Raw genomic sequence first — 13,503 nt, forward strand, 5'->3', positions numbered from 1 at the left:
GATGTATACTAATAGCAGATTCCATTGATGTTTTATGAAGCTTTAGGCTTTCACCTAAATTCGGACAAGTCACTTCAGGCTTAGGTTCCCGCGATATTTAACATTATATTAAAACAGTTTTGAAAATTATATTATGGTTTCACAGGAAAGGAAATATATTGTATGACAAGAGAAAAATATGAATCTCTGCCCCTTGCTACGTTGAAAGATTTAGCAAAAGCCCGGAAAATGAAGGGCGTATCTACCATGAAAAAAGGTGAATTGATAGATGCCATGCTGGCTCAGGACGAAAAAGAAAGTATGGAAGCAGCAAGAGCAGAAGCAAAAGAGGAAGTAAAAGAGGAATTGAAGGAGAAGAAGGAAGGCACTGATATTGAACAGCTGGACAGTGGCAATGCTGCCAACGGGATACTGGAAGTGCTGCCAGATGGCTATGGCTTTATCCGCTGTGAAAATTATCTGCCGGGAGAGAACGATGTATATGTATCACCGTCCCAGATCCGCAGGTTCAACCTGAAGACAGGGGATATTATAGCTGGAAACACAAGAGTTAAGACACAGTCAGAAAAATTCAGTGCACTGCTGTATGTTTCTACGATTAACGGTATGAGACCTGCAGAAGCAGCCAAAAGACACAACTTTGAAGATCTGACCCCTATTTTCCCCAATCAGCGCCTTCGTCTGGAGACACCGGGCTGCACTACAGCGATGCGAATCGTGGATCTACTTTCCCCCATAGGTAAAGGACAGCGAGGCATGATTGTATCTCCGCCAAAAGCAGGAAAGACAACCTTATTAAAGGAGGTGGCCCTTTCCGCTCAGAAAAGGGAGCCTGATATGCATCTGCTGATTCTTTTGATTGATGAGCGCCCAGAAGAGGTGACAGACATCAAAGAAGCCATTGCAGGCCTCAACGTGGAAGTGATTTATTCTACCTTCGATGAGCTCCCGGAGCACCACAAAAGAGTATCTGAGATGGTAATCGAACGGGCAAAGCGTCTGGTCGAGCACGGAAAGGACGTTATGATTCTCTTAGACAGTATCACAAGGCTTGCACGCGCTTATAACCTGACTGTGCCGCCATCAGGAAGAACTCTCTCCGGAGGTCTTGATCCAGCTGCCCTGTATATGCCAAAACGATTCTTCGGAGCAGCCAGAAATATGCGGGAAGGCGGAAGCCTGACGGTTCTTGCAACAGCACTTGTAGAGACAGGAAGCAAGATGGATGATGTAGTTTATGAGGAATTTAAAGGAACTGGCAATATGGAACTGGTGCTGGATCGGAAACTGCAGGAGAAGAGAGTGTTCCCAGCAATTGATATTCCAAAGTCAGGGACGAGAAGAGAAGACCTTCTGCTTAGCAGAGAAGAACAGGAAGCAGTCTATATCATCCGCAGAGCTATGAACGGCCTGAAAGCGGAGGAAGCGGTAGATAATCTGCTAAATATGTTTTCACAGACGAAAAATAATGGAGAACTGGTTCAGATGGTAAATAGAAAAAAGTTCATCTAAGCTGAACTGTTATCACAATATAATCGAAAAAACTTGCAAAACAAAAAATCCTATGATATGATAATAGAGCTGTTTAAAGAGTGTAAGTAAATTTGAAAATAGAGAGGTGAAAATCATGAAAGAAGGAATCCATCCAGAATACCATCAGGCAACAGTAACCTGCAACTGTGGAAATACATTTGTAACAGGTTCAACAAATGAAAACATTCATGTGGAAATTTGTTCTAAATGTCATCCGTTCTATACTGGCCAGCAGAAATCTAACCAGGCTCGCGGACGTGTTGATAAGTTCAACAAGAAATATGGCATGAAATAAGAATGAGTGATGGCAGGCTGAGGTGAGATATCTCAGCCTCTTTTTCTGCTATAGAAAGACAGGAGGATGCATGAAATCATCGAATATAGGCGGTCAGGCAGTGCTGGAAGGCATTATGATGAAAAATCAGGATCAGTACGCTGTGGCAGTCAGAAAACCTAACAAGGAAATTGAAATTAATGTGCAGGAATACCACAGTGTGATTCCCTGGAAGCCTCTGAGAAAAATACCTTTTATACGGGGCGTTTTTAATTTTGTTGATTCTCTGGTGCTGGGGATGAAGACACTCACATTTTCAGCCAGCTTTTTCGAAGACGAAGAAGAAGCTAAGGAGAAGTTGACAGAGGCGGATATTGCAAGGAAGGAAAAACAGGAAAAGAGAATTATGCACTTGACTGTTGCATTTTCAGTTGTTCTTGCGGTCGGTATTTTCATGATTCTTCCCTATTTTCTCAGTAATGTCCTAAGACAGCATATTACCTCCAGGGGTATGATCACTGTTGTTGAGGGAATTCTTCGGGTTACAATTTTTCTGGGATATATCCTGCTGATATCAAGGATGGAAGACATCCAGAGGACGTTTATGTATCACGGCGCGGAGCATAAGTGCATTAATTGTATTGAACACGGACTTGACTTGAATGTGTACAATGTTCGTCAAAGTTCCAGACAGCATAAACGCTGTGGAACTAGTTTTTTGTTTTTTGTCATGATTGTAAGTATTCTATTCTGTTTTTTTATTACGGCCGATTCTCAAATTATGAGAGTTATTCTCAGAGTTGTCCTTCTGCCTTTGATTGCAGGAGTATCCTATGAGCTGATCAGGCTGGCGGGAAGCAGCGACAATTACTGGATTAATTTGCTAAGTAAGCCGGGTATGTGGATACAGAATATGACCACAAGTGAACCTGACGACAGCATGATTGAGGTGGCAATCTGTGCAGTGGAGGCTGTATTTGACTGGAAGACATATCAGGCAGAAAATTTTGGGAGCCTGCAGGAAAAATCCGGGAGTGAAAACGCCGGCGCACCAATACCGGTTGAGGCGGATGCCGGAGGACAGTAGATATGACGATTAAGGAAGCCAGGCAGCGGGGAAGCCGTATTCTTAAAGAGGCAGGCATTTCAGAAGCGGATTTGGACGCACAGCTTCTTTTGGAGTATATAAGTAAGATTGGTCTTGCCATGTATTATGCAATGCCGGAAAAGGCCCTGACTCCGGATGAGGAAGAAAAATATTTTGCCTGTATAAAGATAAGGGCACAGCATATTCCTCTTCAGCATATCACAGGTATACAGGAATTTATGGGCCTTAATTTTCAGGTAAATGAAGATGTACTGATTCCAAGGCAGGACACGGAAGTGCTTGTGGAGGAAGCTCTGAAGCTTATTGAAACAACGGCGGCAAAAACAGGAGAAATGTTTCGGCTATTGGATATGTGTACCGGGTCAGGATGTATCTTGCTCAGTATCTTGCAGTATGTTGAAAAATCGACAAAGGTTCACATAGAAGGAATAGGGATAGATATTTCTGAAAAGGCTTTAGCGGTTGCCTCAAAAAATTCGGAAACACTTCATATTCCGGCAGAGTTTTGCCTTAGCGATTTGTTCCAACAGGTAACAGGTCATTATCAGATGATCGTTTCAAATCCACCATATGTTAGAACCAATGTTATAGAGACTCTGCAGGAAGAAGTAAAGTATCATGATCCTGTTCTGGCCCTTGACGGGAAAGAAGATGGTCTGTACTTCTATAGAAAAATCACAGAGGCATCCGGCAGATATCTCACCAAAGGCGGACATCTGCTGTTCGAGATTGGAGCCGATCAGGGAGAGGCGGTGCAGTCTTTGATGTCCCTTTGGGGATATCGGGAGGTCACTGTAAAAAAGGATTTGTCAGGTCTTGACCGGGTTGTCATTGGCGTGTATGATAAATAACGGTAACGTGAACGCAGGAAAGGATAGAGAAAGATGTTTGATAAACTAGAGGATCTATTGATTCGCTACGAGGAGTTGATGGGAGAGCTGCAGGAGCCTGGTGTGGCTGATGATCCTGAACATTTCCGGAAGCTGATGAAAGAGCAGAGCGATTTAACTCCAATTGTGGAGGCATATAAAGAATATAAACAGAGCAAACAGGATATTGAGGATAGTCTTTCCATGCTGGAAGAAGAGTCCGATGAAGAGATGCGGGAGCTGGCTAAGGAAGAATTAAGTGCTTCCAAGAGCCATGCCCTGGAACTAGAACAAAAACTGAAGATTCTTCTCCTGCCAAAAGACCCTAACGATGATAAAAATGTTATTGTAGAAATCCGTGCAGGTGCTGGCGGAGATGAAGCTGCCCTGTTTGCGGCGGAAATTTACCGCATGTATGTACATTATGCAGAGGGCCGCAGATGGAAAATTGAAATGATTTCTCTGAATGAAAATGGAATTGGCGGATTTAAAGAGTGTGTTTTCATGATTTCGGGCCACGGGGCCTATTCCCGTCTCAAGTATGAAAGTGGTGTTCATCGTGTGCAGCGGGTTCCGGAGACAGAAAGCGGCGGCAGGATTCACACCTCTACCGTTACGGTAGCAATCATGCCGGAGGCAGAAGAAGTGGACGTTGTGATTGATGATAAGGATATTCGCATCGACGTTATGCGTGCTTCAGGAAACGGAGGTCAGTGCGTCAATACAACGGACTCGGCAGTGCGTCTGACACACTATCCAACAGGAATTGTCATTTACAGCCAGACAGAAAAGTCGCAGCTTCAGAACAAGGACAAAGCTTTCCGTCTGCTACGGTCTAAGCTGTATGATCTGGAAATGGAAAAGAAGCAGGCATCAGAGGCTGAGGCACGAAGAAGCCAGATTGGAACGGGAGACCGTTCCGAGAAAATCAGAACCTACAATTTCCCCCAGGGAAGAGTCACAGATCACCGCATCAAGCTGACACTACACAAACTGGATACAGTGCTCAACGGAGATCTTGATGAGATCATAGACAGTCTGATCGCTGCAGACCAAGCGAAGAAGTTAAGCAACATGGAAGATAACGCCTAGAACCCTTGATTTTACTGGATTCTTTGGAAAATAGTAAAATAATAAATTGAATAGAAATCGATAAAAGACGAGCATTGATACCTTAACAGCTCGTCTTTTTGTTACCTATAAAGGATTGCCACACTGTCACCCCCTAAATTTGAAGCTTGACATACTTGCAGCTAGTGGTAATAAATGCGTAATTATTCAGCACATCCAAGCACCATACGCCTGCCCGTCCACAGTTTTGGTAACAAATACGCGGTCAGCCAGTTTTGCTCAGAATATTAATTATGCCTTTGCAAGACTTGGCTTTGCCCTTAGTAATCACTTGAAGAACAATGGGAAAAATATCCGGCAGGAAAAGTCAGACAGTGGAAAAAGAACAGGAGGGATTGAAATAATTTAGACGATATTTAGTTGATTGGAGAAGGTTAGAGATAGCCTTCTTTTTGTTTGCCAGAATAGGCTCAGAAAGAGACGATATTGGCAATATTGTTATTGCGATTATTCCGATAACGGACTATAATAGAGAAACAGTACTTGAAGTTGTGAGATTTGAATGAGAGGTATTAAGAATGGAATATTCAACAACAACAGAAATTTCAAAGGAATGGAATATTTCTTCCAGAAGAATAGGCACATTATGCACAGAGGGTCGCATTGAAGGAGCTATCAAGAAAGGCAAGATGTGGCTCATACCATCAGATGCAAAGAAACCTGAAGATGGAAGGCTTAAAAAGAAGAGCGAAAAATAATACGAAGGAAGGTGCATTTCTTGGAACTGATAGACAATGTCTCTAAGACATTAAAGGATGATTTGTCAGAAGAAATTGAAAAAGGAAGCAAGGTATCTATTGCAGCCGCCTGCTTTTCTATCTATGCATTTCAGGAACTGAAGAAGCAACTTAAGAATGTGAAAGAACTGCGATTTATTTTCACTGCGCCTACATTTGTTAAGGAAAAAGCGAAGAGAGAAAAAAGAGAGTTCTATATTCCACGCCAGACCAGAGAACGTAGTTTATATGGTTCTGAGTTTGAGGTAAAGCTAAGAAATGAAATGACACAGAAGGCAATCGCCAAAGAATGTGCTGAGTGGATTAAACAAAAAGCAGTATTTAAATCCAATATTACGAATGAGAATATGATGGGATTTATGAACGTTGATGATAAGAGTTATATGCCGCTAAATGGCTTTACCACTGTTGACCTCGGATGTGAGAGGGGTAATAATGCGTACTATATGGTACAGAAGACAGATGTTTCAATGAGTCAGGCATACATCTCTTTATTTGAACAGATATGGTCGGATAAAGCAAAGCTACAAGAGGTCAGAGATGAGGTGATAGACAGCATTACCACAGTCTATAATGAGAATTCTTCTGACTACATATACTTTGTTACCCTTTACAATATCTTCAATGAATTCCTAGAAGATGTGTCAGAAGACGTTCTGCCAAATGAGGCTGCTGGTTTTAAAGATAGCAAGATTTGGAATATACTTTATAATTTCCAGAAGGATGCATCACTTGCAATCATAAATAAACTTGAAAAGTATAATGGGTGTATTCTTGCTGATAGTGTAGGTTTAGGTAAGACTTTTACAGCATTGTCAGTGATGAAGTATTATGAGAACAGGAATAAATCTGTACTGGTTCTGTGTCCTAAGAAACTGGCTAATAACTGGAATACATATAAAGATAATTATATGAATAATCCAATTGCCGCAGATAGAATGAGATATGATGTATTGTTCCATACTGATTTGAGCAGGGAAGTGGTCAGTCAAATGGCTTGGATTTGGACAGATTGAACTGGGGTAATTATGACTTGGTCGTGATTGATGAATCCCATAACTTCCGTAATGGAGGTAAGATTTCCAAAGATGGTGACAAAGAAAATCGTTACCTGAAACTGCTCAATAAAGTAATTAGAAAAGGTGTTAAAACGAAGGTTCTGATGCTGTCAGCAACACCAGTTAATAATAGATTCGTAGATTTAAAGAATCAGATTGCACTTGCCTATGAAGGCGAAAGCACTGTTATGGATGCAAAACTCAATACAAGCAGAAGTATGGAGGATATCTTTAAGCAGGCACAGACAGCTTTTAATACATGGAGCAAGTGGGAACCAGAGGACAGAACCACAAGCAAGTTTAACAGACTTAGATACCGTAATTAATTATAATGAAATCTTCGAGCAGTTGAGTCTACTGGAATTATGCATATACACACCTACATTATACATACTGCCAAGTAAGATGGAAAAGTATATGGATTTATATGATTCTAAACACGTAAAGGGTGGACTTACACAATCAGGACGTGAGCAGGGAATCAGAAGACTTACTGCAATCAATCTTATGAAGCGTATGGAGAGTTCAGTGTATTCGTTCAGGCTTACACTCACTCGTATTAAGGATTTGATTGATGATACGATAACGAGGATTAATAATTTTGAAAAGAGTGCTCAGAGGATAACTTTATCAATGAAAGACATATCAGATATCAGGGAATCAGATTTTGATGAAGACGACCAGAATGATGATATCTTTGCAATTGGTAAAAAAGTCAAGATAGACCTTGCAGATATGGATTATAAGACATGGAGACATGAGCTGGAGAAAGATAAAGAAATCTTAGATCGCCAGACTGGGCAATTGCATTTAATGAGGGAACTGTGAAACATATTTTCTTTGTAGCTGAGACAAAAGGTACAATGGAGACGCTTGAACTAAGACCTATAGAGAAAGCAAAAATTTCATGTGCAAGAAAATTATTTAATGAGATTTCAACTGACAATGTAGTTTACCACGATGTAGACAGCTACCAGAATCTTTTGAATGTGATGAATTCTATCAACAAGGAAGTGAAACATGGATAAGATATTTGATTACGATGAAATTGAAAAAACAGCCTATATTAATTGGAGAACAAGAATACATGACCCCCTGTTGATATTGCCGCAGGGGGTTTGCAATCAGGCTGAAATTGCGGTAATATGTTATCTATGACACAAACGACAGAAAAAAAGGAAATGGATATGGTAGAAAAATTAAAAAAATTATTTTCTTATTACAAGCCCTATAAGGGGCTGTTTTACAGTGATATGGTATTTGCCATACTGGGGGCAGCGGTGACATTGGTGATTCCCATGATTGTCAGGTACATTACCAATGAAGTTGTTTATTTCGGAGCATCTCAGGCGAGACAGGCAGTTCTGTTGCTGGGAGCGGTTATGCTGGGGCTGGTAGCCCTGGAAATGTTCTGTAACTTTTATATTGCAAATTTTGGGCACATTATGGGGGCAAAGATGGAAGCAAATATGCGCCGGGATATTTTCGGACATTATCAGAAGCTTACCTTTGCTTTTTATGACAACCAGAAGGTCGGCCACTTGCTTTCCAGAATTACAAGTGATCTGTTTGACATTAGCGAACTACTTCATCACGGGCCGGAAGATCTGGTGATATCTGTTATTAAAATGGTGGGTTCACTTGTTATCCTGCTGACCGTAAATGTCAAACTTACTCTTGTCGCATTTATATTTATACCGCTTATGGTAATCTTTGCATCCTATACTAACAGAAAAATGAAGGTTGCTTTTAAAAGAAACAGGGAAAAGATTGGGGAAATCAACAGCCAGATTGAGGACAGCCTTTCTGGTATCCGGGTAGTAAAATCCTTCGCAAATGAAAACATAGAAATGAAAAAGTTCAAAATCGGGAACGATAATTTTGTAAAGGCGAAGAAAATGAGTTATAAATATATGGCTGTTTACAACTCCGGTCTTGGCGCCATGAGCACTATGATTACAGTTGTCGTATTAATTTCCGGGGTGGGAATGATGTTGTCTGGAAGACTTGCCGTGACAGATTTGATTACTTTCCTGCTATATATTAATAATCTTACAGATCCTGTAAAGAAACTTGTGGCCCTTACAGAACAGTTCCAAAATGGTTACTCCGGCTTTGAAAGATTTTTGGAAGTTATGTCCATCGCACCGGATATTGCAGACGAGCCTGATGCAGTTTCGCTGTCTGAAGTAAAAGGGAATATCGAGTTTAAGAAAGTTTCCTTTTATTATGAGGATGAAAATAAGAAAGTGCTGGATAACTTGAATCTGAAAGTGAAAGCAGGAGATTATATTGCTCTTGTAGGGCCATCCGGCGTGGGGAAAACTACGCTTTGCAGTTTGATTCCAAGATTTTATGAGGTGTCGGAAGGCGGAATTTATCTGGACGGAACAAACATCCGCCATATTAAACTTGATGAATTGCGCAGCCATATCGGAATTGTACAGCAGGATGTTTACCTGTTTGCCGGCAGTATAATGGACAATATCAGGTATGGAAAACCGGGGGCTGCAGATGAGGAGGTAGTCAAGGCAGCCAGAAACGCAAATGCCCATGAGTTTATTATGGACTTTCCGGAAGGATATGATACAGATGTGGGCCAAAGAGGTGTAAAGCTATCAGGCGGCCAAAAACAGAGACTGTCCATTGCCCGGGTATTCTTAAGAAATCCGGAGGTCCTTATTTTTGACGAGGCCACATCTGCACTGGATAATGAAAGCGAACATGTTGTTCAGCAGTCTATGGAAAGCCTGTCAAAAAATAGAACAACATTTGTCATTGCCCACCGCCTCTCTACTATACGCAACGCCGGACGGATTCTTGTGCTGACCGAAAATGGAATCGCAGAGCAGGGAACCCATGAAGAATTGCTGGAAAAAAGAGGTATCTATGCAGGGCTTTATGATGCAAATATTGTCAAATAAATGAAAAGTATGGTATACTAACAAAATCTAAGAAAGGAGACATAGAAAGGATAAGCATGGAGGAAATAAATTTTAAAAGACCTGAATTGGAGGACAAAGATATTATCACAACCTATTTTAACAAAGCTCCCAGCAGAAGCTGTGAAAGAACCTTTAGCAATGTATTTCTCTGGTCCAGATTTTATAAAGTAAAGTATGCAATTATAGAGGACACCCTCGTGTTCCAGGATGAAGAGGCCGGACCGGCATTTACCTATCCGGCCGGAGAACCACAGTGTGTAAAAAGTGCACTGGAGTTCCTTATGAAATATAATGAAGAGCAGGGGTATCCTTTTAAGCTTTACCATGTAACTAAAGAGTTTTTCACACAGCTTGACGGGTGGTATCCGGGAAAATTCCGGGTAAAGTATGTTCGTGATGCGGCAGATTATGTTTATGATGCAGAGAAACTTTCTACATTATCAGGAAAGAAACTGCACAGTAAAAGAAATCATCTCAATAAATTCAAAGCATTGTACTCTGATTGGAGCTATGAGCCTTTAAACGATACAAACCTGGAAGAGTGTTTTCAGATGGCTTTAAAGTGGCGGAATCTCAATGATGTCGATGACGACCCGGAAAAGAATGCAGAAATGAGTGTAACTCTCAATTCGCTCCGTTTGTATAAAGAATTGGGAGAAGTCGGAGGCATTCTGCGGATAAGCGGCGAGATTGTCGCATTTACAATCGGAGAAGCCATATGCGACGATACATTTGTCGTCCATATCGAGAAGGCGTTTACTGATGCACAGGGAGCTTATGCCATGATTAACCAGCAGTTTGTGGAGCACGAATGCGTGGGCCGATATAAATATGTGAATCGTGAGGATGATACCGGAGCGGCGGGTCTGCGCAAAGCAAAACTTTCATATAAACCGATCTTTATGGTGGAAAAAGGAATTGTTACCAGAAAATAAGGGAGGAAATGTAATGATTTCAAAGAAAATGGAAAATATGGTCGCAAATAGTTCTGCAATCCGTGCTATGTTTGAAGAAGGCAACCGTCTGGCTGCAATTTACGGGGCAGATAAAGTCTATGATTTCAGTCTTGGAAACCCGAACGTGCCGGCACCTAAGGCAGTCCAAGATGCGGTCCGGCAGATATTTGATGAAGAAGATCCGGTTGTACTTCACGGCTATACAAATAGTAATGCGGGCTACCAGGATGTAAGGCAGTCTGTGGCAGAGTCTTTGAATGCCAGATTCCGGACGAATTTTGCGGCGAAAAATATTACCATGACAGTGGGAGCAGCAGGAGGCCTGAACGTAATCTTAAAATCCCTGTTGAACCCGGGTGACGAGGTTATTGCTTTCGCACCTTATTTCGGCGAATACAGGAGTTATGCCGATAATTATGACGGTGTGCTTGTAGAGATATCTCCGGACACAGATAACTTTCAGCCAAAGCTTGATGAGTTTGAGACAAAAATAACTTGCAAGACAAAAGCTGTTATTGTGAACACTCCAAATAATCCGACCGGAGTCGTATATTCTGAAGAAACCATCAAAAAGATGGCGGCAATTCTGGAGAAAAAGCAGGAAGAGTACGGCACAGCAATTTATCTGATATCAGACGAACCGTACAGAGAACTGGCTTATGACGGTGTTGAAGTTCCTTACCTGACGAAATACTATGCAAATACAGTGATAGGATATTCCTACAGCAAATCTTTGTCACTTCCGGGAGAGAGGATTGGCTATCTGGTTATACCGGATGAGGCAGCCGACAGTGACAAGCTTATGGATGCGGCGAACGTGGCAACCAGAATCCTTGGATTTGTCAATGCACCAACTCTGCAACAGAAGATTGTGAAGAAGTGTCTCAATGTAAAGACTGACATTTCTTATTACAACAGAAATCGTGAGACCCTATACAATGGATTAAAAGAACTGGGGTTTGGATGTATCAAACCTGAAGGAGCATTTTACCTTTTTATGAAATCTCCTGTCGAGAATGAGAAGGAATTCTGCGCTGCAGCTAAAAAGTACAATATTCTTATTGTTCCGGGATCATCTTTTGCATGTCCGGGGTATGTCCGTCTGGCTTATTGTGTATCTTATGAAACAATCGTAAATTCTCTGCCGAAATTTGCGGAGCTGGCAGCAGAGTATAAATAGATGGGAGCGGCAAATGAAGTTAAATGTAGACCTTCTGAAAAATATCCGGCAAGTGGAGCCCTATGTACCCGGTGAGCAGCCGCAGAATAAGGTTGTTAAGCTAAACACCAATGAAAATCCATATCCGCCTGCACCGGGAGTGCAAAAAGTGTTGCGGGAGCTGGCATATGACCGTCTCCGCCTGTACCCGGATCCGGCGGCAAAAGACCTGGTGGATGTACTGGCAGACTATTATCATGTAGGAAGCAATCAAGTGTTTGTGGGTGTGGGTTCCGATGATGTTCTGGCAATGTGTTTTCTGACGTTTTTTAACTCCGAAAGACCTATATTGTTCCCGGATATAACATATTCTTTTTACAAGGTATGGGCCAAACTCTATGGTATTTCGTATGAATGTCCAAAACTTGACAGAGAATTTCGCATACAAAGAGAGGATTATTACAGTGACAATGGGGGAATCATATTTCCAAACCCCAATGCGCCTACAGCTATATATGAGGATCTTGAGTTCATAGAGGACATTCTGGATCACAATCAGGACGTGGCCGTAATTGTGGACGAAGCCTACATAGATTTTGGGGGCAGGTCCGCACTGGAGCTTTTGCCGAAACATCAAAATCTCATAGTCGTGCAGACCTTCTCAAAAGCAAGATCCATGGCAGGTATGAGAGTAGGCTATGCAATCGGGAGTCCTGAATTGATTAAGTGCTTAAATGACGTAAAATATTCATTTAACTCTTATACTTTGAATCTGCCTTCTTTAGTTTCCGGAGTTGAGGCAGTAAAAGATGGAGAATATTTCGAAAAAACAACTGCGAAGATTATGGATACAAGAGAATGGGCAAAAGAAGAGTTGCATCATCTTGGTTTTCAGTTCCCTGATTCAAAGGCCAATTTTATATTTGCGGCACACCCGGATTACAGTGGGGAAGAACTGTTCCGGGCATTAAAGAGAGAAAATATTTATGTCAGACACTGGGACAGTGAAAGGATAGAACAGTATCTGCGGATTACGATGGGAACAAGAGAAGAGATGAAAATACTTTTTGAGTCTTTGAAGAGATATATAGGGAAACAGGGGGATTATAATCAATGAGTCATGCTTTAATGAATTGGTTTATCGTAAATTTGGGCGGCAAGGTAGGCAAAAAACTAATTGTTTTTATCATTTCTATGGTCCCCATTTTGGAACTTAGGGGAGGACTGCTTGCTGCCGGCCCGGCCTTTTTAGATGTGCAAAAATGGCAGGCGATACCCATTTGCGTTATTGGAAATCTGCTGCCGATTCCTTTTATATTACTGTTGATCACAAAGGTTCTTGACTGGATGAAAGGTACAAAAAAGTTGAAGCCCATGGTGGAAAAACTTGAAAAAAAAGCCATGAGTAAAAGCGCTAACATTGAGAAATATGAGTTTTGGGGGCTCCTGATTTTTGTGGGAATTCCGCTTCCCGGTACGGGAGCTTGGACAGGGGCACTGATTGCTGCACTTTTGGGCATTCGATTCAAAAAAGCATTTTTCGCCATTGCGCTTGGAGTCCTTATGGCGGCGATTATTATGACCATCCTGTCTTATGGAATAATCGGAGGCATATTTGCATGAGTTTTTCCTTTCTTTATTTAGACTTTTTAAATATCCTTCACTGTAAATGCATATCCGTTGACACAGTGGGGGAAAGTTCGTATAATAAGGAATTAAAGAAGGGAAGAAGA

General features: G+C 41.5%; 16 protein-coding genes. All 16 read left to right on the top strand.

What is annotated here, in order from left to right; all coding sequences use genetic code 11:
* The first annotated feature begins 162 nt into the window (after positions 1 to 162).
* The 16 genes from rho to BN3456_RS14005 all read left to right on the top strand — a co-directional run bounded on the left by rho (position 163) and on the right by BN3456_RS14005 (position 13,393).
* Positions 163 to 1,512 carry a transcription termination factor Rho gene (gene rho, locus BN3456_RS13940; RefSeq protein ID WP_089985062.1) on the top strand — a complete coding sequence of 450 codons (1,350 nt, stop codon included), beginning with the start codon at positions 163 to 165 and terminating at the stop codon, positions 1,510 to 1,512.
* A gap of 115 nt (positions 1,513 to 1,627) precedes the next feature.
* A complete protein-coding gene (gene rpmE / locus BN3456_RS13945; RefSeq protein ID WP_089985065.1) occupies positions 1,628 to 1,828 on the top strand; it encodes a 50S ribosomal protein L31 in 201 nt (66 codons plus the stop codon).
* 70 nt (positions 1,829 to 1,898) lie between these two features.
* The gene (locus tag BN3456_RS13950; RefSeq protein WP_089985067.1) at positions 1,899 to 2,894 is read left to right on the top strand and encodes a DUF1385 domain-containing protein; all 996 of its coding nucleotides are present in this window, start codon (positions 1,899 to 1,901) and stop codon (positions 2,892 to 2,894) included.
* A gap of 2 nt (positions 2,895 to 2,896) precedes the next feature.
* A complete protein-coding gene (gene prmC / locus BN3456_RS13955; protein ID WP_089985070.1) occupies positions 2,897 to 3,766 on the top strand; it encodes a peptide chain release factor N(5)-glutamine methyltransferase in 870 nt (289 codons plus the stop codon).
* 33 nt (positions 3,767 to 3,799) lie between these two features.
* On the top strand, positions 3,800 to 4,876 hold the full coding sequence (prfA, locus tag BN3456_RS13960; protein ID WP_089985072.1) for a peptide chain release factor 1: 1,077 nt from the start codon (positions 3,800 to 3,802) through the stop codon (positions 4,874 to 4,876).
* A 557-nt stretch (positions 4,877 to 5,433) separates the two neighbouring features.
* Entirely contained in the window at positions 5,434 to 5,613 is a 180-nt protein-coding gene (locus BN3456_RS13970; protein ID WP_089985078.1) for a helix-turn-helix domain-containing protein, read from the top strand.
* A gap of 20 nt (positions 5,614 to 5,633) precedes the next feature.
* Positions 5,634 to 6,668: an SNF2-related protein gene (locus BN3456_RS16640; protein WP_347458069.1), complete on the top strand. Its 1,035-nt coding sequence runs from the start codon at positions 5,634 to 5,636 to the stop codon at positions 6,666 to 6,668.
* Positions 6,665 to 7,036 (top strand): hypothetical protein, encoded by a 372-nt coding sequence (locus BN3456_RS16645; RefSeq protein ID WP_347458070.1) that lies wholly within the window; start codon positions 6,665 to 6,667, stop codon positions 7,034 to 7,036. Before BN3456_RS16640 ends, BN3456_RS16645 begins: the two co-directional genes overlap by 4 nt.
* A 91-nt stretch (positions 7,037 to 7,127) precedes the next feature.
* On the top strand, positions 7,128 to 7,538 hold the full coding sequence (locus BN3456_RS16650; protein WP_347458071.1) for a hypothetical protein: 411 nt from the start codon (positions 7,128 to 7,130) through the stop codon (positions 7,536 to 7,538).
* The gene (locus BN3456_RS13980; protein WP_347458072.1) at positions 7,535 to 7,738 is read left to right on the top strand and encodes a restriction endonuclease; all 204 of its coding nucleotides are present in this window, start codon (positions 7,535 to 7,537) and stop codon (positions 7,736 to 7,738) included. The genes BN3456_RS16650 and BN3456_RS13980 overlap by 4 nt, the downstream gene beginning before the upstream one ends.
* The gene (locus BN3456_RS15985) at positions 7,731 to 7,868 is read left to right on the top strand and encodes a hypothetical protein (RefSeq protein ID WP_176699212.1); all 138 of its coding nucleotides are present in this window, start codon (positions 7,731 to 7,733) and stop codon (positions 7,866 to 7,868) included. The genes BN3456_RS13980 and BN3456_RS15985 overlap by 8 nt, the downstream gene beginning before the upstream one ends.
* A 29-nt stretch (positions 7,869 to 7,897) precedes the next feature.
* Positions 7,898 to 9,634, top strand: coding sequence for an ABC transporter ATP-binding protein (locus BN3456_RS13985; protein ID WP_089985570.1), 1,737 nt, complete (start codon positions 7,898 to 7,900; stop codon positions 9,632 to 9,634).
* Between the two features lie 56 nt (positions 9,635 to 9,690).
* The gene (locus BN3456_RS13990) at positions 9,691 to 10,590 is read left to right on the top strand and encodes a DUF2156 domain-containing protein (protein ID WP_089985080.1); all 900 of its coding nucleotides are present in this window, start codon (positions 9,691 to 9,693) and stop codon (positions 10,588 to 10,590) included.
* Between the two features lie 13 nt (positions 10,591 to 10,603).
* Positions 10,604 to 11,791 carry a pyridoxal phosphate-dependent aminotransferase gene (locus BN3456_RS13995; RefSeq protein ID WP_089985082.1) on the top strand — a complete coding sequence of 396 codons (1,188 nt, stop codon included), beginning with the start codon at positions 10,604 to 10,606 and terminating at the stop codon, positions 11,789 to 11,791.
* 13 nt (positions 11,792 to 11,804) lie between these two features.
* Positions 11,805 to 12,887 carry a histidinol-phosphate transaminase gene (hisC, locus tag BN3456_RS14000; protein WP_089985085.1) on the top strand — a complete coding sequence of 361 codons (1,083 nt, stop codon included), beginning with the start codon at positions 11,805 to 11,807 and terminating at the stop codon, positions 12,885 to 12,887.
* The gene (locus tag BN3456_RS14005) at positions 12,884 to 13,393 is read left to right on the top strand and encodes a COG2426 family protein (protein ID WP_089985088.1); all 510 of its coding nucleotides are present in this window, start codon (positions 12,884 to 12,886) and stop codon (positions 13,391 to 13,393) included. Before hisC ends, BN3456_RS14005 begins: the two co-directional genes overlap by 4 nt.
* Positions 13,394 to 13,503 lie beyond the last annotated feature (110 nt).

The sequence above is a fragment of the Clostridium sp. C105KSO13 genome (assembly GCF_001517425.1).
In the GTDB taxonomy this organism is placed as follows: domain Bacteria; phylum Bacillota; class Clostridia; order Lachnospirales; family Lachnospiraceae; genus Muricomes.

Bases quoted from the DNA above. Each gene is read 5' to 3' on its own strand.
- rho (WP_089985062.1), top strand. From the start codon at position 163: ATGACAAGAGAAAAATATGAATCTCTGCCCCTTGCTACGTTGAAAGAT.
- rpmE (WP_089985065.1), top strand. From the start codon at position 1,628: ATGAAAGAAGGAATCCATCCAGAATACCATCAGGCAACAGTAACCTGC.
- BN3456_RS13950 (WP_089985067.1), top strand. From the start codon at position 1,899: ATGAAATCATCGAATATAGGCGGTCAGGCAGTGCTGGAAGGCATTATG.
- prmC (WP_089985070.1), top strand. From the start codon at position 2,897: ATGACGATTAAGGAAGCCAGGCAGCGGGGAAGCCGTATTCTTAAAGAG.
- prfA (WP_089985072.1), top strand. From the start codon at position 3,800: ATGTTTGATAAACTAGAGGATCTATTGATTCGCTACGAGGAGTTGATG.
- BN3456_RS13970 (WP_089985078.1), top strand. From the start codon at position 5,434: ATGGAATATTCAACAACAACAGAAATTTCAAAGGAATGGAATATTTCT.
- BN3456_RS16650 (WP_347458071.1), top strand. From the start codon at position 7,128: ATGGATTTATATGATTCTAAACACGTAAAGGGTGGACTTACACAATCA.
- BN3456_RS15985 (WP_176699212.1), top strand. From the start codon at position 7,731: ATGGATAAGATATTTGATTACGATGAAATTGAAAAAACAGCCTATATT.
- BN3456_RS13985 (WP_089985570.1), top strand. From the start codon at position 7,898: ATGGTAGAAAAATTAAAAAAATTATTTTCTTATTACAAGCCCTATAAG.
- BN3456_RS13990 (WP_089985080.1), top strand. From the start codon at position 9,691: ATGGAGGAAATAAATTTTAAAAGACCTGAATTGGAGGACAAAGATATT.
- BN3456_RS13995 (WP_089985082.1), top strand. From the start codon at position 10,604: ATGATTTCAAAGAAAATGGAAAATATGGTCGCAAATAGTTCTGCAATC.
- hisC (WP_089985085.1), top strand. From the start codon at position 11,805: ATGAAGTTAAATGTAGACCTTCTGAAAAATATCCGGCAAGTGGAGCCC.
- BN3456_RS14005 (WP_089985088.1), top strand. From the start codon at position 12,884: ATGAGTCATGCTTTAATGAATTGGTTTATCGTAAATTTGGGCGGCAAG.